This window comes from Roseomonas fluvialis, assembly GCF_022846615.1.
Taxonomy (GTDB): domain Bacteria; phylum Pseudomonadota; class Alphaproteobacteria; order Acetobacterales; family Acetobacteraceae; genus Neoroseomonas; species Neoroseomonas fluvialis.
The window spans coordinates 1,682,283-1,703,856 of the sequence record NZ_AP025637.1; the positions used below are offsets into that span (position 1 = coordinate 1,682,283).

At 67.3% G+C, this 21,574-nt stretch carries 19 protein-coding genes; 9 read left to right on the plus strand and 10 right to left on the minus strand.

The features are described from left to right. Nucleotides 1-26: 26 nt before the first annotated feature. From MWM08_RS08275 to MWM08_RS08295, 5 genes are all read right to left on the minus strand, one after another. Entirely contained in the window at nucleotides 27-1,022 is a 996-nt protein-coding gene (locus MWM08_RS08275) for a Bug family tripartite tricarboxylate transporter substrate binding protein (protein WP_244458970.1), read from the minus strand. Nucleotides 1,023-1,097: 75 nt separating this feature from the next. Then, nucleotides 1,098-2,471, minus strand: a complete 1,374-nt coding sequence (locus tag MWM08_RS08280) for an aminotransferase class III-fold pyridoxal phosphate-dependent enzyme (RefSeq protein WP_244458971.1) — start codon at nucleotides 2,469-2,471, stop codon at nucleotides 1,098-1,100. A 31-nt stretch (nucleotides 2,472-2,502) separates the two neighbouring features. Next, on the minus strand, nucleotides 2,503-3,933 hold the full coding sequence (locus tag MWM08_RS08285) for a diaminopimelate decarboxylase family protein (protein WP_244458972.1): 1,431 nt from the start codon (nucleotides 3,931-3,933) through the stop codon (nucleotides 2,503-2,505). A gap of 334 nt (nucleotides 3,934-4,267) precedes the next feature. Then, a complete protein-coding gene (locus MWM08_RS08290) occupies nucleotides 4,268-5,506 on the minus strand; it encodes an MgtC/SapB family protein (protein WP_244458973.1) in 1,239 nt (412 codons plus the stop codon). 2 nt (nucleotides 5,507-5,508) lie between these two features. Next, on the minus strand, nucleotides 5,509-8,028 hold the full coding sequence (locus MWM08_RS08295; protein WP_244458974.1) for a cation-translocating P-type ATPase: 2,520 nt from the start codon (nucleotides 8,026-8,028) through the stop codon (nucleotides 5,509-5,511). A 301-nt stretch (nucleotides 8,029-8,329) separates the two neighbouring features. Here MWM08_RS08295 and MWM08_RS08300 point away from each other — a divergent pair, with 301 nt between their 5' ends. From MWM08_RS08300 to MWM08_RS08330, 7 genes are all read left to right on the plus strand, one after another. After that, nucleotides 8,330-8,794 carry a cupin domain-containing protein gene (locus MWM08_RS08300; RefSeq protein ID WP_244458975.1) on the plus strand — a complete coding sequence of 155 codons (465 nt, stop codon included), beginning with the start codon at nucleotides 8,330-8,332 and terminating at the stop codon, nucleotides 8,792-8,794. Beyond that, the gene (locus tag MWM08_RS08305) at nucleotides 8,791-10,032 is read left to right on the plus strand and encodes a 2Fe-2S iron-sulfur cluster-binding protein (RefSeq protein WP_244458976.1); all 1,242 of its coding nucleotides are present in this window, start codon (nucleotides 8,791-8,793) and stop codon (nucleotides 10,030-10,032) included. The genes MWM08_RS08300 and MWM08_RS08305 overlap by 4 nt, the downstream gene beginning before the upstream one ends. Further along, the gene (locus tag MWM08_RS08310) at nucleotides 10,029-10,607 is read left to right on the plus strand and encodes a hypothetical protein (RefSeq protein WP_244458977.1); all 579 of its coding nucleotides are present in this window, start codon (nucleotides 10,029-10,031) and stop codon (nucleotides 10,605-10,607) included. Before MWM08_RS08305 ends, MWM08_RS08310 begins: the two co-directional genes overlap by 4 nt. A 14-nt stretch (nucleotides 10,608-10,621) precedes the next feature. After that, a complete protein-coding gene (locus tag MWM08_RS08315; protein WP_244458978.1) occupies nucleotides 10,622-11,356 on the plus strand; it encodes a cytochrome c3 family protein in 735 nt (244 codons plus the stop codon). Nucleotides 11,357-11,362: 6 nt separating this feature from the next. Next, on the plus strand, nucleotides 11,363-12,064 hold the full coding sequence (locus MWM08_RS08320) for a VIT1/CCC1 transporter family protein (RefSeq protein WP_244458979.1): 702 nt from the start codon (nucleotides 11,363-11,365) through the stop codon (nucleotides 12,062-12,064). Nucleotides 12,065-12,182: 118 nt separating this feature from the next. Beyond that, complete coding sequence (locus MWM08_RS08325; RefSeq protein WP_244458980.1) at nucleotides 12,183-13,604, plus strand: ethylbenzene dehydrogenase-related protein; 1,422 nt, start codon at nucleotides 12,183-12,185, stop codon at nucleotides 13,602-13,604. 2 nt (nucleotides 13,605-13,606) lie between these two features. After that, complete coding sequence (locus MWM08_RS08330; protein ID WP_244458981.1) at nucleotides 13,607-14,161, plus strand: DUF2231 domain-containing protein; 555 nt, start codon at nucleotides 13,607-13,609, stop codon at nucleotides 14,159-14,161. A 3-nt stretch (nucleotides 14,162-14,164) separates the two neighbouring features. Here the strand turns inward: MWM08_RS08330 and MWM08_RS08335 are convergent, their stop codons facing one another. The 5 genes from MWM08_RS08335 to MWM08_RS08355 form a co-directional block, all read right to left on the minus strand. After that, nucleotides 14,165-15,073, minus strand: coding sequence for an FAD:protein FMN transferase (locus MWM08_RS08335; RefSeq protein WP_244458982.1), 909 nt, complete (start codon nucleotides 15,071-15,073; stop codon nucleotides 14,165-14,167). A gap of 13 nt (nucleotides 15,074-15,086) precedes the next feature. After that, nucleotides 15,087-17,285 carry a PepSY domain-containing protein gene (locus tag MWM08_RS08340; RefSeq protein WP_244458983.1) on the minus strand — a complete coding sequence of 733 codons (2,199 nt, stop codon included), beginning with the start codon at nucleotides 17,283-17,285 and terminating at the stop codon, nucleotides 15,087-15,089. Nucleotides 17,286-17,306: 21 nt separating this feature from the next. Then, on the minus strand, nucleotides 17,307-17,792 hold the full coding sequence (locus tag MWM08_RS08345) for a DUF2271 domain-containing protein (protein ID WP_244458984.1): 486 nt from the start codon (nucleotides 17,790-17,792) through the stop codon (nucleotides 17,307-17,309). Nucleotides 17,793-17,885: 93 nt separating this feature from the next. Next, the gene (locus tag MWM08_RS08350) at nucleotides 17,886-19,190 is read right to left on the minus strand and encodes a sensor histidine kinase (protein ID WP_244458985.1); all 1,305 of its coding nucleotides are present in this window, start codon (nucleotides 19,188-19,190) and stop codon (nucleotides 17,886-17,888) included. A 56-nt stretch (nucleotides 19,191-19,246) separates the two neighbouring features. Further along, nucleotides 19,247-19,921 (minus strand): response regulator transcription factor, encoded by a 675-nt coding sequence (locus MWM08_RS08355; protein ID WP_244458986.1) that lies wholly within the window; start codon nucleotides 19,919-19,921, stop codon nucleotides 19,247-19,249. A 145-nt stretch (nucleotides 19,922-20,066) separates the two neighbouring features. Here MWM08_RS08355 and MWM08_RS08360 point away from each other — a divergent pair, with 145 nt between their 5' ends. Next, entirely contained in the window at nucleotides 20,067-20,342 is a 276-nt protein-coding gene (locus MWM08_RS08360) for a PepSY domain-containing protein (RefSeq protein WP_244458987.1), read from the plus strand. Between the two features lie 322 nt (nucleotides 20,343-20,664). After that, entirely contained in the window at nucleotides 20,665-21,570 is a 906-nt protein-coding gene (locus MWM08_RS08365) for a LysR family transcriptional regulator (protein ID WP_244458988.1), read from the plus strand. The last annotated feature ends 4 nt before the right edge of the window (nucleotides 21,571-21,574 follow it).

Sequence of the window (21,574 nt, forward strand, 5' to 3'; positions counted from 1 at the left end):
TCGGCCGGCGCCCTTCGCGCATCGACTCAGGTATCCAACCGGATGCCGAGTTCTCGGATCAGCGGCACCCAGATCTGAGTCTCCTCCATCAGGAATGCGCGCAACTCGGTGGGCGACTTGACCATAGTTTCCATGCCCATCTCGGCGAAGCGCTGGCGCAACTCGGCCTCGCGGAGAACGGCGGCAACCTCTGCAGACATCCGCGCCGCGATTTCGCTCGGTACTCTCGCTGGCATTACCACGCCCTGCCAGGAGTACACGTCCGAACCTGGAAAGCCTGCCTCCGCCATTGTTGGGATGGTGGAGAATTTCTCGACCCGCGTTGGCTGCATGAAGGCGAGCGGACGCAGGAGGTTGGTATTGATCTGCGTCGCTACGCTGCCGATGTCCATAAAAGTCGCATGCGCCGACCCGGAGACGACGTCTGTCACCGCCGGTGCGCCGCCGCGATAAGGCACATGCGTGATCTGGAGGCGTTCCTTGCGTGCGAAGCGCTCTACCGCGAGGTGCCCGGATGAGCCGATGCCTGGCGAGGCGAAGTTGAGGTAGCCTGGCCGCTGCCGCGCCAGCGCAACGAGTTCTGCGACGTTCTGGGCTTCGAGCCGCGGGTTCACCACCAGCACATGCGGGAACATGGCCAGTCCAGCGACATGCGTGAAGTCGTCAAGCGGGTTGTAGGGCAATCGCTGGAACATGCCCGGATTGAAGACCAGCGTAGTACTGGTCGCCGTCATCATTGTGTAGCCGTCCGGTGCCGAGCGCGCCGTCGCCTCGGCCCCGATAATTGTAGAGGCGCCGGCGCGGTTGTCGATCACGATAGGCTGGCTAAGCCGGGCACCGACACCCGCGGCAACCGTACGAGCCACCAGGTCAGTGCCGCCACCGGGCGGAAAGGGCACGATCCAGCGCATGGGGCGGCTGGGCCAGGTCTGGGCGAGAGCGGGTCGTGCCAGTGTGCCCGCGAGACCGCCGAACGCGAGTGCGACGCGCCGACCGATGCCCTTCGAATCCGTCATCTTCATGTTCGCTTCCCTCGTCTCTGCCATTCCCGCTTTCGTTCGGCGTTCGCAGCCGTGTGGTGCGACGCCTTGCGATTGTCAGCCAGCGGCACTCTCCAGCAGCATCGCATCTGCGTGGTCGAGAGCGCGATCGAGCGCGGCAAGCCCTTCCATCAACTGCTCCTCGGTGATGTTGAGCGGTGGACTGATGCCGATGAGGTTCGGGCGCGTGAACACCATGACACCCGCCTCGTCCAACGCGCGCTTGATGGCGCCCAGCCCCCCACGTGTCGCGTAGGGTTCTTCCCGCGCTGGCATCAGTGGCGCACGCGTGCCGCGGTCCTTGACCAACTCGATTGCGGCGAACAGCCCACGGCCGCGCACGTCCCCGACCGTCGGGTGCCGTTGTTGGATGCGCTGCAATTCGGAAAGTAGGACCGTGCCGAGCCTGCGCGAGTTCTCAATTAGCCCCTCCTCGCGATAGGTCTCGATGGCGGCGATGCCGGCGGCGCAAGCCAGCGCATGGCCGCTATACGTGGAACCTGCCCAGAGCGTCTGCTCCTCCAGTGCCTCCGCGATGCGCCCAGAGACCACGACCGCGCCGAGCGGCACCTGCGCGTTGGTGAGGCCCTTCGCCGTGGTTATGATGTCGGGCACTACGTTCCAGTTGTTCACTGCGAACCATTCGCCCGTACGGCCCCAGCCTGACATCACCTCATCGCAAATCAACATGATGCCGTATTTGTCACAAAGCGCGCGCAACTTCGGCATGTAGTCGTCAGGCGGCACGTAGAGTCCATTAGACGGACCCGTGATGGTTTCCACGATAACTGCTGCAACGAATTCTGGATTCTCGAACTGTATGATCTCTTCCAGCGAGGTGAGGCATTCGCGCGCGCAGCTTCCAGGCTCCTGGCCGAAGGTGCAGCGGTAGCAGTATGGCTGGAAGGCATGTACGGTGCCCGGCATGCCGGGCTCGTTATAGGCCCGGCGCCAATCGCCCGTCAGGCTCATCGCGCCATGTGTCGCGCCATGATACGCGCGATAGCGGGCGATGATTTTAGGGCGTCCCGTGACGGTGCGCGCAATCTTAACGGCATACTCGTTCGCCTCGGCACCGGCCGACGTGAAGTAAACCTTATTCAAGTCCCCCGGCATAACCTCGGCAATCATCTGCGCAAGGCGTCCGCGAACCTCGGTGGCAAATTGTGGAGCCGCATAGCAGAGTTTCGCAGCCTGTTCTTGTATGGCACGGACAATGCGTGGGTGCTGGTGGCCCGCATTGACACATGCAAGCTGGGCGGCAAGGTCGAGGTAACGCTTTCCGCTACCATCCCAGACATACACGCCCTCGGCTCGCATAATCTCCTTGGGCTTCAGCCCTGCCTGCTTCGTCCAGGGGAAGATGACGTGATGCCGGTTCTGATCGGCCACGCTCTTATGCGGGTGGTAGGTCGTTAGGTCGTCAGGCATGGGAGCGGCTCCGGTTCGCGGGGGCGTGTCATCAGGCGCCGCGGCCGAAGGACTTGGCCAGCAAGCGGGCGGGGACGCGAAAGCGGCCGATGACGTCACTCATCCGCTCGCGCTCGGTGGTGATATCTACGCTGTCGCCCGACACCATCACCGTGGCGGGTCGGAGCTCCGCATTGAAGTTCGCCGCCGTCGCCTCTGCATACGACCCAGTGTCGAGCAGTGCCAGCAAGTCGCCGCGCTCGAGCGGCGGCAGCATGCGGTCGAAACCTAGATCGTCGAGACTGCAGAGAGAACCGACCACATCCGCCTTGTCAGTACAGGGCTCAGCAGCGCGGTTGACCGCGACGATGTGGTGGTACCAGTGCGAGGTGAAGATCCGAAGGATGTGGTTCTGGCTGCAGTCGACATTCACCCAGGTCTTCGCGGGGTGCCGTTTCACTGCACCGACCCGCCCGACCGTGATGGTGCTGCAGGCTGCCAGCGCACGGCCCGGCTCGATCTTCAGTTTCGGGAGCGGGAAGTTCGCAAGCTTGCACTCCTCGGCGATCGCCGGGCAGACGGCGGACGCGTATTGCTCGAAGCTAGGGGTCGTCTCGTCATCCTGGCCGTTGGGCCCGGTCTTTTCGGGGCGGCCGAACGCCCACCCGCCACCGAGGTCGATATATTCGGTAATTGCGCCTGTCGCCTCGCGCAGCCTCGCCGCCCAGCGCACCATCTCCCGCGCCACCGCGGCAAAGTCGCCGACATCGTTGCTGAGGCGCCCAAGATGGTAGCTGAGTTCCCTGAAGCGGAGCCTAGGCATTTCCGCGTCGATCCGGCGGACCATCGCAATGGTCTCCTCCGGCGTCATGCCCCATTTGTGCGCGCGGGCCTGCTCCGCGATGCTACCCGACCCGTGCAGCGCAGCGCCGTAGCGTGCCTCGAGCGTATCGAGCGTCAGCTTCACACGGATCCCGACGTCTACCCGGCGGTCCAGGCGCTCCGCAATCGCGTTCACTAAATCTAACTCGTCGAGCGCATCGAGGTTGATCATCACACCGTTGGCGACGGCCAGCTCGACCTCTGCTGCAGATTTGTTGCTACCGTTCAGAACGAGCTTGTCGGGATCGCATCCAGAAAGCAGCGATAGATAAAGCTCCTGCACGCCAAAGCAGTCTCCTCCAGCTCCCTCCTGGTTCATCACGTGGCGCACAGCCAACCCGTTGTTGCATTTGTTTGCAAACAGTATTTCCGTCTGTGGATGGTGCGCTCGGAAAGCGTCGCGAAAGCGGCGGTAGTTGTGACGTAGTTGATTCTCACTAATGACGTAGAGCGGCGTGCCGAAACGCGCTGCGAGATCCACTACATCGCATCCATCTACCCAGAGATGGCCATTGGTCCCGACGCCGCAGAACTCAGTGTAGTGCCTCTGGAAGATGGGGTAGCGGAGGTCCGCGAACCGCGGTCCGACATGCACGTCCATCTCAACCCCTCCCAAAAGCGTCGACCGTCGACGAAACCTATGCTCCCAGTGAGCGTCGAGTCAACGCCGGTGTTGCGCTCGCTCTTAGTCTGATCGCGTTAGGCTTCAGAGCCTTTTTCGAACGGTAGAATTGCTTGGCTTCGCGCGGAGACGGAGCGAAGGGTGCGATCACAAGATTGCTTTCAGCGCCCATCGCGCAGATCGGCATCATCGGTCTTCGACGGGCATGTCGAGTTCGAGGCGCTGTGGCTGTTCGGGCTGCCGGAGGATGCGCCGGCGGTGCTCTACGGCTGCCCGTCGCCGCCGGCGGGGATGGTCGTCACACCGGCAATCTCTAACCCCAGTTCAGCATCACCGCGGCGACCGCCCAGGCGGCAAGCATGGAGAGCGCAACCCCCGGAACGATGCGCACGGCGAATCCGCGCGCCCCGAGGCTGATGGCCATCGTAATCTTGGCGGCTGCATTGGTTGTCATTGCGGCAAGGATCGGCGCAATGGCGGCCTCGGCCGACAGACCTCCGGTCCCCACAAGGGATGCCACGGATATGCCAGCGGAGTGCGTATCAACGATCCCGGCGACGGCGGCGCCGACGATGACACCCGCCTCGCCAAACCAGTCCTTCATCTCGGCCGAGACCACAAGCATCAGCGCCATCATGGCGGCCAGTCCGAGTGCCGCGCCCGGGCTGAATGCCCGACCAGGCTCAGCCTCCTGGGTGTCCCGCGAAGCCGAAGGACGCAGCGCGAAGACAAGCGCATAGGCCGCGGCGACAACCGTCCCTGCGACAAGCATGGGCGCCATCGCAAGCAGTGTTGCCTGGTTCGTGGTGAACAGCAGGACGGCCATCTGCAGGAAGGTTGCGCAGGTTGAGAAGGCAGCCCCAGCGACGGCCGGGCCCGTGCTCGCCGGGTCCTCGGCCACCCGCGCTGCCATCGAGCCGATGGTCGCCGTACTGGAAACAAAGCCGGCGGCCAGTCCCGCCACTGGCAAGCCGAATCGGGCGCCCAAGAGACGCGTGGCGGCATGCCCCGCCGCGCCGATCGCCAGCATAAGGACGACAAGCAGCCAGACGTTGTGCGGGTTGATCGCGTCGAACGGCCCAAGCTGTCGATCGGGGACGAGCGGCCAGATGACGAGCGTGGCGATCGAGAAGACGAGGCCATCCTTCACCTCGGGGTCAGTGAGCGCGCCCTTCACGAAACCATGCAGCGGCGCCTTCGCAGCAAAAACCACGGCGACGGCCGCCGCCAGCCCTGCGGCGAGCAGCGGTTCAGCCATGGCCAAAGCACCGAGCAGCGGCGCGATCAAGAGGCCAATCTCGGTTGTCAGCTCATGATCCGTGTCATGGCTCCGGACATAGGACAGGGCCGTCAGCGCAATCACCCCGGCCAAGGCAACGGCCAAAAGCACCGTCCCGCCCAGATGAATCGCCACCGCACCGAGCAGGCTCGCCAGAGCGAATGTCCGAATGCCGGCCGGGCGCCGTGTCGGGCCGTCACCTTTGCTGCGTTCCCGCTCCAGGCCGATCAGCAGCCCGATGCCCAGCGCGACCGCGAGATTGTACCACGGCATCGTCACGACATCAGGCGCTTGCGCCAGTGGGGCTTCAGGAATTCGAGGATGAGGATGGTCGCCAGCCCGGCCGCAACGGTCACCGCGAGGTCGTCGGCGTGCAGGGGACCGAAGCGGAACATGCGCTGCGCGAAGGGCAGTGCCAAGGTGACTCCGAGCATCACCGTCACCGCCAGCATCACCCAGCGCAGCGCCGCGTTGCGGCGCCTGAAGGCCGTGATGATGGAAGCGCTGAAGGAGCGATTGACGAAGATCAGCCCGACGATGCTGAGCACCAAGGCGAAGAAGGTCAGCGACCGGACCTCAGCCTCCGGCATGCCGCGATCCAGCGCGACCAGGTAGATGCCTGCCGTCAGCGCCAGCACGACGGCCCCCTGCAGCACACTCCAACCCAGCAGCGAGGCGGAGAACAGCGGAGCCGCCGGATCGCGCGGCGGGCGCTGCATGATCCCCTCCTCCTCGGTCTCGGCTTCGAAGACCAGAGTGCAGACCGGGTCGATCACCATCTCCAGGAAGGCGATGTGCATCGGCCAGAGAAGGATCGGCAGGCCGAATATCAGCGGCAGCAGCGCGAGGCCCGCGATCGGCACGTGGATGGCGATGATGAAGCCCATCGACTTCCGCAGGTTGTCGAACACGCGCCGGCCTAGGCGCACTGCGGCGACGATCGAGCCGAAATCATCATCGAGCAGCACGAGCGACGACGCCTCGCGCGCGACGTCGGTACCGCGCCCACCCATGGCGATGCCGATGTGCGCGGCCTTGAGCGACGGCGCGTCGTTCACGCCATCGCCGGTCATGGCCACGACCTCTCCATCGGCCTTCAGGGCGGCCACGATGCGCAGCTTCTGCTCGGGCATGATGCGCGCAAAGACCGTGGTGCTGCGCGCCTGTGCCGCCAGAGTCGCGTCGTCCATGCCGGCGAGTGCGTCACCCGTCACGATGATGTCGGCGTCCAGCCCCGCCTGGCGCGCGATGGCGGCGGCGGTGGCGGGGTAGTCGCCGGTGATCATGATGACGCGGATGCCGGCCGTGCGGCATTCGGCCACAGCCTCGGTCACGCCCGGGCGCAGCGGATCGGCCAGGCCGACGAGTCCGAGCAGGCCGAAGGCGAAGCCGTCCTGTGTCTCGGGCCAGGCCTGCCCGTGCGGCGTGGCGCGGGCCACGGCCAGCACGCGCATGCCCTTGGCGGCCAGCGCCTCGGTCCGCACGGTCAGTTCGGCGGCTGCGGCGGGGTCCAGGTGGCACAGCGCGGCAATAGCCTCGGGCGCGCCCTTGGCGGCGACGATGGTTTCCGTCCCCGACCGCCAGACATTCGTCATCGCCAGCAGGTCGGGCCGAAGCCCGTAGGTATGAACGAGGCCCAGCGGTGGCGAAGGCAGCCCCTCTACCACCGCATGGAAGGCCTTCTCCATCGGGTCGAAGGGCTGTGGCGCGCTGGCCAGTCGGCCGGTCTCAGCCAGCAGCGCAAACCCCGCCGGCAGCGCGTCACCCCGCGGTCGGAAGGCCGTACCGTCGGGCAGGCACAGTTCTGCGACCGTCATGCGGTTCTGCGTTAGCGTGCCGGTCTTGTCGGTGCACAGCACCGTGGCGGAGCCGAGCGTCTCGATCGCAGCCGTGCGCCGCGTCAGCACCCGCGCCTTGGAGATCCGCCAGGCGCCCATCGCCATGAAGACGGTGAGCACCACCGGCAGTTCCTCCGGCAGCATGGACATGCCGATTGCGATGCCGGCCAGCAGCGCATCCAACCACCCGCCGCGCAGGGTGCCGTAGAGCACCACCGCTAGTACGCTGACGACGCCACCGAAGATCGCGCAGAGCTTTACGAGCCGGCGCATCTGCGCCTGCAGCCGTGCTGGCTCGGAATCGAGCGCGCTAAGCGACTGCCCGATGTGCCCGATCTCGCTGCGCGGGCCGGTCGCCGTCACCTCGGCGATGCCACTGCCCCGCACCACGAGCGAGCCAGAGAAGACATGCGGCAGATCGTCGCCGCCGGGACGCGCCGGGGGCGAAGCCGCGCTTGCCACCTTCCGCACCGGCACCGACTCTCCCGTCAGCAGCGATTCATCGGTCTGGACGTCGCTGGCCTCGATCAGCCTGGCGTCGGCCGGCACGCGATCGCCCTCCGCCAGCACCACCAGGTCGCCGCGCACGACCTCGCGACCGGCAATGCGCTTGCGCTCGCCTCCGCGGATCACCAGCGCGCGCGGACTGGTCAGGTCGCGCAGCGCCTCCAGCACGCGCTCGGTGCGGCTTTCCTGGACGACGGTGATCACGATGGAGAACAGCGCGAAGGCCAGGAGGATCAGCGCCTCTTCCGGACTGCCGAGCAGCAGGTAGAGCACACCGCCACCGAGCAGGAGCGCTAGCATGGGCTCGCGCAGTACCTCGAGCACGATCCGGAACGGCGTTCGCCGGCCGGTGCGCGCCAGCTCATTGGGGCCATCGGCCTTCAGGCGGGAAGCGGCTTCCTGCTCGCTAAGGCCGCTGCCGATTGCCTTGGTACTCAGTGCGTCCAGCATGGCGGTTGTCCTTTAGGGCACCTGGTGCCGAATGCCCGCATTCCGAAGGAGGGCGCGATCGCTCGGTCAGAACGCACCGGCGGGATGATTGGTCGAGGCATGTTCCGGGAATCTGCGCACCAAGGAGCCCAACCGCCGGACGCATTAAGTTTCGACCATGGTTGTCCCGTTTGCCCGGCTCTCGCGTTGATCTGCTGCAAGGACGCTGGCGACCGGCTGCGCTTACGTTGGGCGCGTCGGATGGCGATACCTGCCGGGCGGGCAAGAGGCCGCGCCCGAAGCCGTAGGCGATGAGGTCACCATGACGATCAAGGACATTGGCCCGAAGCCGCAATCCTTCGACATTGAGAACGCGACGAAGGAAAACCTGGACTATCGCGCCGTCGCCTGGAGCGGGCGCTATCTGCAGGTGACGCTGATGTCGATCCCCGTCGGCGGCGATATCGGCCTCGAAGCGCATCCGGAGACGGATCAGTTCCTGCGCCTCGATGCTGGCCATGGCCACGTTCAGATGGGGCCGGCGAAGGACGACATGCCCTTCGAGAAGGACGTATCGGACGGCTGGTGCGTCCTCGTGCCGGCCGGGACCTGGCACAACATCACCAACATCGGGCCGACACCGATGCAGGTTTACGCCATCTACGCGCCCGCCCATCACAAACCCGGTAAGGTGCAGGCGACATCGGCGGTGGCCGATGCAGACCAGGACGACGCACCGGCCAACTGGTCGGTGCAAAGAAGCCCTGCGCTCGACAAACACGGGTGACGGCGCTCCAGCTCCTTTTCTATATTTGCGCCGCGCTGCTGTTTCAGCTCACGATCGGAATCGGCCTCGCGGCCTGGCGCTGGCGGCGCAACGTCACGTCGCCGACGACACTGCCTTTCGAGGCGGGCGCGCGCGAGCAGACCGTTGCCTGGCCGGGCTTGCGCGACTTCCGTGTGCTGCGGCGCCAGTTCGAGGATGCGCTGCTGACGCAATGCTCGTTCCATCTGGTGCCGGTGGATGGCGTGGCGCTGCCGCCATTTCGGGCGGGCCAGTTTCTTACTTTCGCGCTCGACATTCCGCAGCCTGCGGGCGGCGCAAGCCGGGCGATCACGCGCTGCTATTCCGTCTCCGACGCACCGCGGCCGGATGCCTACCGCATCACGGTCAAGCGGGTGCCGTCGCCACCCAACCGACCGGAGCTGCCACCGGGCATCGCCTCCAACCACCTGCATGACCGGGTGCAGGAGGGCGACCTGCTTCGGGTGCGGGCGCCATCCGGTCGCTTCTTCATCGATGCTGAAACCGAGGTCCCGGCGGTCTTCATCGCCGGAGGCATCGGCATTACGCCGATGATGAGCATGCTGGGCTGGTGCCTGGAGAAGCAGCCCGGACGCGTCCTGCACCTCTACTACGGGCTGCGGCACGGTGGTGAGCATGCGTTCAAGGCAAGCCTTGAGGCGCTGGCGGCCCAGCATCCCGCCTTGCAGCTGAACGTGGTCTACAGCCAGCCAGGCCCAGGCGATGTCCTCGGGCGGGACCATCAGCACGCGGGCTATGTCGATGTCGCGCTGCTGCGGCAGACGCTGCCGCATGACCGTCACGCCTTCTACATCTGCGGCCCGCCGCCGATGATGGCGAGCCTGATTCCGGGCCTCATCGAATGGGGCATCGCCCCGCAGGACATCCACCACGAGGCCTTCGGGCCGGCCTCCCTCGCCCCGGTGCAGGCCGCGGCCGGCGAGGCGGCGACCGTCATTGCCACCGCTGTCGATATCCAGTTCCGCCGCTCCGGACGTACGCTGATGTGGGATGGGCAGGACGCCAGCCTGCTCGACTTCGCGGAACGTCACGGGGTGGCGGTGGAGTCCGGCTGCCGGTCCGGCAGTTGCGGCAGTTGCGAGACCGCCATCCTGTCCGGCACCGTCCGCTATGCGGTGAAGCCGGACCACGACGTGGCCCCCGGCCGCTGCCTGCTCTGCGTCGGCACGCCGAGCTCGGCGCTGGTGCTCGACGCATGACCGGCAGCCTGCTCAACCGCGAGGTGCTGCCCTTCGTGCTGGCGCTGGCGGCGCTGGCGGCCGCGGCGCTGCTGCTCGATCTCGGCCTGCATCTGGCCGATGCGGTCTGGATCGGCAGGTACCTGGGCATTCCCGGCACGGTGCTGATCCTGCTCTCGCTCCGCTATTCGCTGCGCAAGCGCAAACTGATCACCACGGGTGATCCAGTGTCGCTGCTACGCCGACATGAATGGATGGCCTGGGCCGGGTCGCTACTCGTGCTCGTTCATGCCGGTATCCATTTCAACGCCATCCTCGCCTGGCTGGCGGTTTGGGCGATGCTCATCAATGTCGCCAGCGGGTTGACCGGCAAGTACCTGTTGGCCCGATCGCGCCGCCGGATGGAGGCGAGCCGCCAGCAATTCCGCGACAAGGGGCTGTCCGCGCTCGTCGTCGAAGAACGGCTGTACTGGGACAGCCTGACCTTCGACGTGATCAAGCAATGGCGGGTGGTGCATTTCCCGATCACGCTCGCCTTCGCCGTCCTGGCGACCGCGCACATCCTGAGTGTCTTCCTGTTCTGGGGGTGGCGATGAAGCGGCCCTGGATCATGCTCATCGTCGCGGCCAACCTGGCCGTGATCATCGCACTCGCCTTCGTCTACCCGCATCTGATGGTGAGTCCCGGACCACTGGTGCCAGCGCATGCGCAACTGGCGACAGATTGCTTTGCCTGCCACACGCCGCTGCTTGGGGCGTCGGCGGATCGTTGCGTCACCTGCCACGCCGTCGCGGATATCGGCGTGCGCTCGACCACCGGTGTCGCGCTGGCGCGAACCGGGCCCGCGGCGCGGACGCCCTTCCACCAGCACCTGGTCGCGCAGAACTGCCTCGCTTGCCATAGCGACCATCAGGGGTCGCGGGTCGGGCAAAGCACCCGCATGACGTTCTCGCATGCACTGCTGCAACCGGCGACGCGGGCGAGTTGCGCCACCTGCCATACGGCGCCAACGAACAACCTGCATCGCGGGCTGACCGCCGCTTGCTCCACCTGCCACAGCACCGAGCGCTGGAGGCCCGCCACCCTCGAGCATACGCGTTTCTTCCAGTTGGACGGCGATCACAACGCGCCCTGTGCCACCTGCCATGTGAACAACGATACCAGCCGCTACACCTGCTATGGCTGCCACGAGCATCAGCAAGATCGTATCAGCGCCAGGCATCTGCGGGAGGGGAGCCGCGACCTCCAGAACTGCGTGTCCTGCCATCGCAGCGCGCATGGCGAGCCGGAGCGCCCCGGTGGACGCGATCGCCGTGATGGACGCAGCGGCCGGGAAAGGGACTGAAGCCACATGCCGCGCCTGCACCTGCATCCTGAACGTCACCTCGTCTCGCGCATCGGCTGGCTGCGCGCGGCGGTGCTTGGGGCGAATGATGGCATTGTTTCGACCGCCAGCCTCATCGTCGGCGTGGCGGCTGCGGCAGCCACGCAGAGCGACATCTTGATCGCCGGCGTGGCCGGACTAGTCGCGGGTGCGATGTCGATGGCGGCCGGCGAGTACGTGTCGGTCAGCTCCCAATCCGACACCGAGCAGGCCGACCTGGCACGGGAGACGGAGGAGCTGCGGGACAACCCCGTCTTTGAGCACGAGGAACTGGCTGACATCTACGTCCGCCGCAGCGTAGAGCGTGGGTTGGCCCGGCAGGTCGCCGCACAGCTGATGGCCAAGGACGCGCTCGGGGCGCATGCGCAGGATGAACTCGGGATGTCCGAGATCACCTCCGCGCGGCCCATCCAGGCCGCGCTGACCTCGGCCGCGACTTTCGCCGTGGGCGCGGCCATGCCCCTGCTGATGGTGGTCGTCGCACCAACCCAACTGCTCGTCTGGGTCGTCTCCGGCGCCTCGCTGGCCTTTCTGGCGTTGCTCGGTGCCATTGGCGCCCAGGCGGGTGGGGCAAATGTGCTGCGTGCCACGGCGCGCGTGACCTTCTGGGGCGCGCTGGCAATGGCATTGACCGCCGGCATCGGTGCGGTGGTCGGCATCGCTGTGTGAAGCACGCCCTGCCTGGCCGGGCCTCGTCGGTTGCTTCAGATCAACGACATTGCGCGCTTTCGGGTCCACGGAGGTCTAGCCATACGGCGCAGAGCCGTTGTGTTGGGGGGAACTGCCCATGCGGCGCATTGGCCTTGTCTCTGGTCTGGTCGTCTTCGGTGGCGCGCTTGGCCTGTCATGGTGGACGCATGGCAGCGGTGTCGTGCGCGACGATCCATCGCGACATATCAGCATTCCGCAGGCGCTGACTGTCCCGCTGACCGTCCAGGTCGCGCACAACGGCACGGATGTGTGGTTCCGCTATCGTTGGCCCGCGCCGAATGCCGGCATCTTCCACGACATGCTGCGCTTCGATGGCACGGCCTGGCAGGTGCGCGGCGGCGCCGCGCCGGGCTCAAACCCCGATGGGCTGCATGAAGACCGCGTCTCGATGATGCTCGATGACGGCAGCGTGCCGGAATTCGGCCGTTATGGCGGCTATTTCGCGATCGGCGACAGGCTCGCGGGCTTCACGGTCGAGGCCAGCGGGCGCGAGATCGCGGCGCATCCGGAACTCGGTCGCCGTCTCGGGCTGGACGAGGCCACGAAATACCTGCCCGCGACGCGCAGCAACGCGCAGGACTGGTCCTCGGTTGTGCCGGAGGCAGAGCAGCGCCGCCTGCAGGCGGCGGGATACTTCCTGGACCTCTGGCACTGGCGCGCCGCGCGCTCGAACCCGATGGGCGTGGCGGATGACCAGTTCATCACCGCCGGCCGGCTCAGCGATGCCGGGCGCGGTGCCTACGCCACCAACTGGGATGGTGCGAACCGTCGTCCGCAGCTGATGTTCGACCCGGCCCGCGCCGGCCGCACGGCACTGCGCTGGGATGATGTGGTGCAAGGCCGCGTCGGGCAGGATGACGTGAACGCGCTGCGGCCGGACCTCTCGGCCCCGTTCGACCCGTCGCTGGCCTGGCAGGAGGGCGATACGCTGCCGCGGCGCATCCTGCGCGCCCCGCAGGCCTCGCGCGCCGACATAGCGGTGGCCGGGCGCGCGCGCTGGGCGGATGGCTTTTGGGACGTCACGCTGCGCCGGCGCATGGACACGGGCCAGCCGCAGGAGGACAAGATCCTGCGCGATGGTGGCGTCTACCAGGCGGCTTTCGCGATCCATCGCCAGGCGACCGGCGGGCGCTGGCACTACGTCTCCCTGCCCTTCAGCGTCGGTCTGGGGCGGGAGGCCGACATCGTCGCCACGCGCTTCGAGGGCGAGGCGCCCGGCTGGCAACAGCCGGCCAACGCCGTCACGCTGTTCTACCCGGGCCAAGTGAACTGGCCGCTGATCATCAGCGAGCGCCACCCCGGTGCCGACCGGGTGCGCGCCGGCGTGCCGGTGCGTTTCCGGCACAGCGAGGATCAGCTTGCGCATTACGGTGTCGAGATGGAATTCCGCGAGGCGATCCGACACCAGTGGCTGTTGACGCTTGCCGCGGGCGTGGCGCTGATCGCCGCCTTCGGCTTCGCCCTGACCAGCACCATCGGCCGCGGAAGGAGCGCCTGATCATGGCCGCCTATCACATCCTGATCGTCCATTTCCCGATTGCGCTGCTGACGGTCGCGATGCTCGCGATCCTGCTGCGTGCGGTCTCCACAGGACGGCTCGCGCTGGCGGTGGATCACGCGCTTGTGCCGCTGCTCGCGATCGGCGTCGTCTCCAGCGCGGTGGCCTTCGGCATCGGCATGCTGGTGTGGCCCTTCGATGCCATCTCCACCTCGCCGCTCGGGCGGAACCACATACTCTCCGCCAGCTGGACACTGGCCTATTGGGCGCTGCTGCTGGCGGTCCGCTGGCGCGCGGGCGAAGCGGTGTGGGAGGGGCCGTCGCGTTGGGTGATGGTCGGCCTGGCGCTGCTCGGCAGCTTGTTGCTGACCATCACCGGCACGCTCGGCGGGCATTTGACCGGCACACCGACCGCGGCCTCCCAGGCGCTGCGCGCAATGGGGTGGGAGGTCTACACCACCTACTACGTGCCGGATGGCACGCTGTGGGCCATTGGCGGCGCCTGCCTGGTGCTGCTTGGCATCGGGCTGGTGGCGCGGCGGCAACGCGCCGCCTGAGTCTCACAGCGTGGAGGTGACGGCGCCATCCTCGCCCACGAGGATGGCGTCCAACCCCGCCTTGCGAATCAGCGCCTGGCCCGCCTGCGCACCCAACACCATGACCGCGGTCGCCCAGGCATCGGCCGCCATGCAGCTCGGCGCCAGCACCGAGGCCGAGGCGATGCCGTCCGTGAGGGGCGCGCGTGCCGCCGGATCCATGGTGTGCGACACCACCGTGCCGTCCGCCTCTCGCCAGTGCCGATAATTGCCGGACGTCGCAACGGCCATGTCCGTCAGCTCGATCACGCCCATCGCTTCGCGGCTGTGCCGGTCCGGACGCTCATGCGCCACGGCCCAGGCCGTGCCATCCGACTTCACGCCCCGCGCCCGCATCTCGCCATCGATGCCGACGAGCCAGGAGCGAATCCCTGACGCGTCCATGACGCGCGCCATCTCATCCACACCGAAGCCCTTGGCAATGCCCGAGAGATCAAGGGTGAGCGGAGCCACCTTACGCGCGCAGGACGCGGTGACGTCCAACTGCAAGGCCTCTGTCGTGGCGGCACGCGGCAGTGCGGACGCAGCCGCGATGAGGCTCTGGTCCGGCTGTCGGGGCCCGGGACCGAAGCCCCAGGCCGATACCAGCGCGCCAACGCCAATATCGAAGGCGCCGTTCGTGGCCCGGCCGATCTTCAGCGCCTCGGCCAGCACGGTCAGCAGTTCGCGCGGGATCGCGACCCATTCGCCAACCGGCGCCGCATTTAGGCGGCTGAGGTCGGAGTCGGGCTTCCATGTGGACATCTGCCGGTCCACGTGATCCACGGCGTCGAACAGCGCCGCCGCCAGTGGGTCGGTCGCCATGCCTTCAGGCGCGAAGAGCACCGCAGCGTAGCGTGTGCCCATGGTCGGGCCGTTGAGCGCGTGGCGCACCAACGGCGCCGCCTCAATAGACGTCTTCACGGTAGCGGCCCTCCGATTTCAGCGTTGCGAGGTCGAGGCCCAGTGGGTGCAGGATCGCTTCGAAAGCGCGTGCGACGCCGCCCGCCATGTCGCGCCCGCCGCAGACCAGCACCTGCGCGCCGTGCTGCACCAGGTCGCGCAGCGCCGCGGCATCGGCGGCCAGCCGGTCCTGCACGTACCCGCCGCCCGGCACGCGGGAGAAGGCGGTGTTCAGCCGTGCAAGGCGCCCATCCTCCACGTATTGGCCCAACTCCGACCCATAGAGAAAATCTGAGCCGGGATTGCGACCACCCCAGTAGAGGTGCATCGGCCGGTGCCTGGTGTTGTGGCGGATGAAGCCTGCCAGCGGGCCAATCCCGGTGCCGGCCCCGATGAGGATCACGGGCGCCTTGCCACGGCTCGGGCGGAAGGCAGGATTGGGTCGGATGAAGGCCTCGATCCGACCGCCGATCGGCGAGTGATGCAGGAAGCCGGAGCACAGGCCGCCCGCCTGCTTGCGCACGCATATCTCCAGCACGCCATCGGTCGAGGCTGAAGCGAGCGAGTAGAAGCGCGGCAGGTCGGTGCCGGATGCCAGGATGCCGACTAAGTCGCCAGCCTCGAAGCGCGGCAGGCTTCGGCGCCGCCAGAAGCCACCGCCGGCAGGCAGTGCAAAGCTCAGGATGGCGGTGGGTGTCTGTGATTCCGCGCCGTATTCGACGCGGCTGGAGAGTTCCAGCGCCGTGGTCTTCGGGCGCGCGGCGTCATGGGCCAGTTCGAGCTTGGTGCCGATCGCCTCACCCAGCACAATGCCCCAAGCGGCGAAGGTCTGTGCCGATTGCCGGTCTACCGTCCAAGCTTCGAGCAGCACGGGCAAGCCTTTCGCACTGAGCGCTTCGGTCACCTGTTCAGCAAAGCCGCAGAACTTGGGAAAGCTTCGATCACCGAAGCCGAGCACTGCCACGGGAAGAGCGCCACTGGCCCGTTCCAGCCGTTGGAGGAACAGCTTCGCGGAGTCCGGCGCATCCCCCTCGCCATAGGTCGCGGTCAGGATCAGCAGGCGCTTCGCCTGGGCATAGCGCGGCGCCAAGCTGTTCATCGGCGCGGCATGCACACGATGCCCGGCCTTGGTCAGTGCCGCGTGTAGGGTGACGGCGAAGCCCCAGGTGCTGTTGCCCTCGCTGCCGACGAGGATAATCGTGTCGGCGGATTGTGCGCCGACATTCTGCCGGATCTTCGGCAGGGCAGCGCGCCGGCGCCACCAGATCACGCCACCGGCGCCAGCCAGAACGGGCGCGGTGAGCGCAGCCAGGCCGAGCAGCAACGCCAGCGGCCAGACGCTGCGGCCGGTATGCAGCATGACGATGGTCTCGTGCACCTGCCGCACCAGGCCGTTCGGCGTGAAGTCCAGCACCTGCCCGGTCGCGGCATCCACATGGGCGATGCCCTGCGCCGCGGTCAGCGTATAGGGGTCGGTCAGGTCGTCGCCATAAGGAAAGGTGAGCTCGCGCAGGGCAGACAGATCCACCGCTTGCAGCGCCACCAACTGCCCCGGCGGAAGCCGCGCGGCACCGCTCGGTTGCACGAGCGCCGCGACCTCGGTCGCCGCGCCATCAGGCAGCACGCCGAAGGTCGCAAGCGACATCCAGCAGCCGGTCAACGCCGACAGCGTGAGGCCGATCACCGCGAAGCGTCCGAGCTCGCAATGCAGCCGCTGGGAGAGTGTGCCTCGGCTGGGCCGCAGGATCACCGCCCAGCCGCCAAGTCGCGCTGCCAGGAGCAAGGCACCCGAGACGCACAGCACCAGCATCGCTGCCGCCCCCAGTCCCGCCGCCACGCGCCCTGCGTCGCCCATCAGGAAGGAGCGATGCAAATTGGTGATGGTCCGGCTTAGGTTCGAGGGCTCATACGGCCCTTTCGCCTGGCCGGTGAGGGGGTCGACCAGCTCCGCGCCCGGCATATCCGCCTCGAAGTAGTAGGCGATGACCGAGCCGGAGGCTGTCCTGACGATCCGCTCCACTTCCGGATGCCGCGCTTGCACGGCCTCGGCGATGGCGGCCACGCTGACCTGACCGGCTGCAGGAATGGTGGAGCCGCTGCGATCGACAATCGAGTCGAAGGCGAGGAAAGCGCCCGTCAACGCCAGCGCCGCGATAAGCAACGCGGCGAAGAGGCCCGGCAGGGAATGGAGGCGGCGAAGCATGTCAGCGATCCGGCGTCGTCGTCACATGTCGAACTTGAAGGACGCGACATAGCCGCGGCCCGAAACGGGGCGGCCATTGGCCGCCGTCGTCAGTGGCGCGGTGATCTCACCAGGGTGGTCACGCCCGTCCTCGACCGCGGTATCGACGCGGATCTGGTAGCCGGCATCGATCAAGGCATCGGCGATGTCGACGGTGACACGAAGCGTCTGGCCGCTGCCAACGCTGGCGCCGGTGATGCCGTCGATGCGGGCGGTCTCGCTGGTCCTGCCACGTGCCCACGCACTCAGATGGGTGTAGTACTTGGCCTTGCCGCCCGCGACGCGCAGCGTGGAATGGAAGCGGCCCTGCGCATCCACGAGATAGATCGCAAGGTAGGCGCCATTGCCGCCATAGGGGCGCAGCTGCGTCGTGAGCGTGACACTGCGCGCCTCGGCTGGCGGAGCGAAGGCCAGGGCCGGGAAGGCGAGCGTGGCCGCGAGGCCGAGTGTGGCGACGATCTTGTTCATCGAATCTCTCCAGCAGGAATTGCGATGCGGGAGAGATGGACGTCCAATCTGACGCTGGCCTGAACCTGAACGGGCGACCCGTTCATCGGCGGTTCAGCGCGGCGCGACGAGCCCCGGTAGCTGGACGCGGGCTTCGAAGCCGGAAGCGCGACCCGGCACGGGCGAGGTCAGCTCCAGCTCGGTGCCGGCTCCCGCGGCGACGGCCTCCGCAATCGCAAGACCGAGGCCAGAACCGCTCGTGCGGCTTTCGCCCCGTTCGAAGGGCCGCTTGAGGCGGGCCATCGTCTCCGGCTCGACCACGGCGCCGCCGTTGGACACACGCAGTCGCCCATCTTCGCTCATCACGACAGTTACTGGCTGATCGGCAGCGCCATGCTTCAGCGCATTCTCGATGAGGTTGCGGGCCAGGATGGCGAAGGCGTCGGCGTCCATGCGGGACAGCAGAACGCCGCTCACGGGCAGCGTGATGGTGAGCCGCGTAGCGGCGTCCGGATCGCCCCTGAACTCGTCCAGGACAAAGCCCAGGACCTGCGCCAGATCCTGGGGTGTCTCGGCCAGCAGTCCGGCACCTTCGGCCTTGGCCAGCTGCAGCAGCTTCTCCGAAAGGCGTGCCAATTGGCGAAGCGCTGCCTCCACGGTCCGGGCGCGTTCGCGCGCGGCACCGTCCGGCACTTCGGCGATCAGCCGCTGGGTCTGCGCCAGTGCCGCCGCGACAGGCGTGCGCAGTTCATGGGCGCTGCTGGCGGTGAAGCCACGCTCCGCCTCCAGCGCGCGCCGCAGCCGCGCGATCAGCCGATTGACCGAGCCCGCGACAGGGGAAAGTTCACGCGGAAGCGCTGTCGCGTTAACGGGCGACAGGTCACCACGGCCCCGCGCCTCAATTTCCCGCTCGAAGGCCTGAACCGGCCGCAGCGCGAAGCGCACCAGCGCCCAGACACCGATCTGGCTGAGCGGCAGCAGCAGCGCCAGCGGCCACAGCAGCATGCCGACCGCTTCGATGACGGCTTGGCGGCGATGGCTGATTGGCTCGGCGGCGGTGACGAACAAAGTGCCCTGCACGGCAGCCTCGGTGTAGAGGCGCAGGCCGCGCAGATCCTGAAACCCTATCGTCATCAGCACCGGGAACGCGGCCGGATCAGCGTCATGGGATTGCAGCAGGACGCGGCCTTCACCGTCACGCACGATGTAAGTGATCTGCTCCTGGTGCGGCAGTACCGATGGCAATCGCTGGATGGGGCTCTCGCCCTCGGCCGGCGGATCGCTGTTCAGGATCTCGCTGTAGGCCAGGGGCAGGACGCGTTGTGCGACTTCCTGCAGCGCGCTGTCGAAGACTTCGTCGATCTCACTGCGCAGGATCAGCCCCGCCGCCACGCTGCCCGCAAGCCAGAGCAGGATCATCCCCAGCGCGAGGCCAAGGCCGAGGCGACGCTGCAGGCTCTGCGGACGCCACGCCACTAGGATGCCGCACGCTTCGGCTGGCCAAGCCGGTAGCCCATGCCGCGGATCGTCTCGATGATGTCGTGGCCGAGCTTCTTGCGGATCCGGCCGATATAGACCTCGATGGTGTTGCTTTCGACCTCGGCGCCGAAGGAATAGAGGCGCTCCTCCATCTGCGCCTTGGTGACCAGCGCGCGGGGGCGCTGCACGAAGGCCTCGAACAGCACCCATTCGCGCGCCGTCAGGGTGATGGGGTGCCCAGCCCGCTGGATCATCCGTTGCGCTAGGTCGATGGTGAGGTCGCCGATTTCGACCTGCGGGTTCGGATTTCCGGCATACCGACGCGCCACGGCGCCGATGCGGGCCGAAAGCTCGGCCAGGTCGAACGGCTTGACGAGGTAGTCGTCTGCACCGGTGTTCAGCCCGGCGATGCGATCAGAAATCTGGTCGCGTGCGGTCAGGATAATCACCGGCGTGGCGTCACGCGCGGCGCGGCGTGCCTTGAGGAAGTCCAGCCCCCGGCCGTCCGGCAGCATGAGGTCGAGCAGGATGAGCTCGTAGGTCACCGTGCCGACGCAGTCCCGCGCCGTGTCCAGCCGCGTCGCCCAATCCACCGTATGGCCGTCGGCCGCGATCTGGTCGCGCACCGCGGCGCCCAGGATGGCGTCGTCCTCGATCAGTAGAACACGCATCCGTTGGTCCTTCGCGTCGCCGGCCGCTCCTGGTCGTAGTGCCGGCGCCTGACAGCAAGCTGAACCATTAAGCCCGGGCATTCAGTCTGCCGTCAGGTTGGCATGGCTTTGTGATCCTATCGTTCAACTGACAGGATGCGATGCCATGACCCGACTACTTCCAGCGATCGCGCTCGCATTCTGCGCCCTTGGCACCGGGGCGGCCATGGCGGACCAGCGTTGCAACGTACCGCTGGCGGATTGGCAGCCGCGGGCCGCATTGCAGCAGCAGGTCGAGGCCCAAGGGTGGCGGGTGACCCGTATCCGCACCAAGGATGGCTGCTACCGCGTACATGGCACGAACGACCGAGGCGAACGCTACGAGGGGACGTTCCACCCTGGCACGCTGCGGGTCCTCAAGGTGGAGATTGAGTACGAGTAGGTGTCTCGCTCTCCCAAGGCTCGAGCCTGGAGACCGCCTGTATCGATGCGCACATCCTCCAGCAGGCCGCGTCGTATACGCGGCGAGTGGCGACGGTTCGAACCCAGGCGCACTCCCTCCGCCAACAACTCCTATCCACAATATCCTGCAGGGTACCTCGTGCGCAGGTATGTCCGCGGCGCTCGGCACGCGTCGCCGCATGGGAGGCATCATCAGAGGGCGTCTCCAAGGCGTCAGGATGGCTGGGCACTCTGCACACCCCGGGCCCGCGTCGCGATCAACCCCGCTTCCGGCGCAGCCCCGCTCGCCCTAGCGTTGCCTCATGGACCAGCTGACCGCGCTCCGGCTTTTCCTGCGCACTCTCGATCGGGGCGGCATCGCCGCGGCGGGACGCTCGCTCGGACTGTCGGCAACGGCCGCATCGCGGGCGCTGCGTGAACTGGAGGACGACCTCGCGCTGCGGCTGTTCGACCGCACGACGCGCCATGTCGCGCCGACCGAGGCGGGGCGTCGCCTGGCTGCCCGCATCATGCCCCTGCTCGAGAGCCTCGACGCCGCCATGGTCGAGGCGCGTGAGATGCACGAGGAAGCGACCGGCACGTTGCGCATCGTCGCGCGGCGCTCCTATGCGCTGCGCCATGTGGTGCCACATCTCGCCGGATTCCGCGCCGCGCATCCGCGGGTGGAGATTGACCTGGAGCTGACCGAGCAGACCGGGCTGGTGCCGGCGCATGGGGTGGATTTGGTGATCCGCCTCGGCGTGCCGGCGGGAAAGTCGTTCACCGGGCACCGGCTGGCATCGGGCCGGCGCATCCTGTGCGCCAGCCCAGGCTACACCGCCCGGCACGGCGCTCCGGCCTCGCCCGACGCCGTGCTGCACCACCCCTGCCTGACCTATCGCGAGGCCGATGAGGCGCCGATCTGGGTCTTCACCACAGCCGACGGCGCGCGGCAGGAGGTCGCGGTCTCCGGGCCGTTCCGCTCCAACAGCGGGGAGGCGCTGCGGCAGGCCGCGCTGGACGGCATGGGCCTGGTGCTGCTGCCCGAATGGATGCTCGGCGAGGATGTCGCCACCGGTCGCCTGACGCCGCTGCTGCCCGGTCTGCCGGCCTGGCCCGGCCGCTACCAGGCGGAGATCCACGCCGTGCACGCCCGCGCCGATCGGCTTCCGGCCAAGATCGCTGCCTTCGTCACGCATCTGCTCGCCGTCGCTGATCCTGCCGCCTGACGGC